This window comes from Emticicia sp. (genome assembly GCF_049241225.1).
Lineage (GTDB): Bacteria > Bacteroidota > Bacteroidia > Cytophagales > Spirosomataceae > Emticicia.
Map to the genome: position 1 here is coordinate 1 of NZ_JBMLRC010000485.1, position 2,022 is coordinate 2,022.

2 protein-coding genes are annotated in these 2,022 nt (G+C 38.4%); one reads left to right on the forward strand and one right to left on the reverse strand.

All coding sequences use genetic code 11. The annotated features are described in order from the left end of the window. The first annotated feature begins 93 nt into the window (after positions 1-93). Positions 94-1,083 (forward strand): aldo/keto reductase, encoded by a 990-nt coding sequence (locus ACOVO2_RS25370; RefSeq protein WP_421772666.1) that lies wholly within the window; start codon positions 94-96, stop codon positions 1,081-1,083. A 2-nt stretch (positions 1,084-1,085) separates the two neighbouring features. Here ACOVO2_RS25370 and ACOVO2_RS25375 read toward each other — a convergent pair whose 3' ends face one another. After that, the gene (locus ACOVO2_RS25375) at positions 1,086-1,973 is read right to left on the reverse strand and encodes a helix-turn-helix domain-containing protein (RefSeq protein ID WP_421772665.1); all 888 of its coding nucleotides are present in this window, start codon (positions 1,971-1,973) and stop codon (positions 1,086-1,088) included. Positions 1,974-2,022 lie beyond the last annotated feature (49 nt).

Sequence of the window (2,022 nt, forward strand, 5' to 3'; positions counted from 1 at the left end):
TTTTTATTTGATTTTTGTAAGAATCTGTTTGAAATCAGTTATAGAACTTTCGTCAAGATTCAGAACTTTGTTGATATAAAAAAAACGAAAAATATGCAAAAAGGAAAATTAGGAAATCAGGGTCTTGAAGTATCAGCAATTGGGTTGGGTTGTATGGGTATGAGCTTTTCGTATGCTCCTTTTCCTCCGAAAGAAGATTCGATAAATTTAATCAGAAATGCTGTTGAGCAGGGAGTTACTTTTTTTGATACTGCCGAAGTTTATGGGCCGTATGATAACGAAGAAATTGTTGGCGAAGCCCTAAAGCCTTTCAAAAATCAGGGAGTTATTATAGCCACAAAGTTTGGTTTTGATATTCAAGATGGGAAAATGGTGGGTGTAAATTCTCACCCAGAAAATATCCATAAGGTAGTGGATGCTTCTTTGAAAAGATTAGGGGTTGAGTGCATAGATTTACTCTATCAGCACCGAGTTGACCCTAAAATTCCTATCGAAGATGTAGCAGGAACAGTAAAAGAGTTGATTCAAGCTGGAAAAGTGAAGTATTTTGGTCTTTCAGAAGCTGGAGCAAATACTATTCGTAAAGCTCATGCGGTTTTACCAGTTTCGGCTTTGCAAAGTGAATACTCACTCTGGACTCGTAATCACGAAACTGAAATCATTCCAACTATCGAAGAATTAGGTATCGGTTTCGTGCCATTTAGTCCACTCGGAAAGGGTTTTCTTACAGGTACGATTGACGAAAATCGTAAGTTTGAGCCACAAGATATTCGTGCGATAATTCCAAGATTTACTGAGGAAGCACGCATTGCCAACAAGGCATTGGTTGATGTTATTGCAGGTTTCGCACAAAAACATAATGCTACTAATGCACAAATTGCACTCGCTTGGGTTTTGGCACGAAACCCTATGACGGTTCCGATTCCGGGAACTACGAAACTGCACCGTTTGACTGAAAACATTGGTGCCGTCAACGTTCAACTTTCGGCAGCAGAACTTGATGAATTAACGAAGGCATCGGAGGCTGTAAAAGTAGTAGGAGCAAGATACACCGAAGCTCAAGAAAAAGCTACGGGTTTGTAAACTCAATTCAAACCTCGATATTCTAATGGACTAACCCCAACTTTTTGCTTGAAAAGTCTTGTAAAGTGTTGGGGGTATTTAAAGCCCAAATCGAAAGCTACTTCGCTGATTGATTTGGTGGTATCTAATATCTTTTCTTTGGCAACTTCTAACAGCCTGAGATGAATAAAATCGAGTGCCGATTTGCCCGTTTCTTTCTTGATTAAATCTCCAAAATAATTGGCCGAAAGGTGCAATTCATCTGCAAAATATGCCACCGAAGGCAGCCCGTCTGTTTTTAGTTTTTCGCTAAAGATATATTCATTGAGCAATGTTTCAAATCGCTCAATGATGCCTTGATTGATATTTTCACGGGTAATAAACTGGCGGTCGTAGAAACGATTGCAGTATTTTAATAATAATTCGAGGTTGGCAATAATCAATTTTTTACTGTGCCGGTCAATGTTTTGGCCAATTTCGGTTGAAATGTTTTCGAAGCATTGATTCACCACATTTCTTTCTTTTTCTGAAAGGTGCAAAGCCTCATTGGACTGGTAACCAAAGAAAGTATATTCATGGATTTGCTTGCCCAAACTCGTGCCAGCAATAAAGTCAGGATGAAACACGAGAGCAATGCCAAAAGGCTGATGTAATTCACCTAAGGGTTCGCTCGAAATTATCTGATTTGGACTAAAAAAAACAAGCGTGCCTTCGTCGTAGTCATAATACTGATTGCCGTATCGTAAATCTCCGCATTTGGAGTCTTTGATTATGATAGCGTAAAAATTGATAGTAAATTTGGGTCGAGGCAATGGCTCCGACTTGTTCAAATCAACAATGTTGATGAGCGGATGCAGCGTTTTATTACTGAACATCTCGCTGTATTTTTTGATGGAATCGAAAACTATCATTGCTTTTTTTCTTCAAAACTAAAAATAAAAATTAGTATCTAATCTGCTA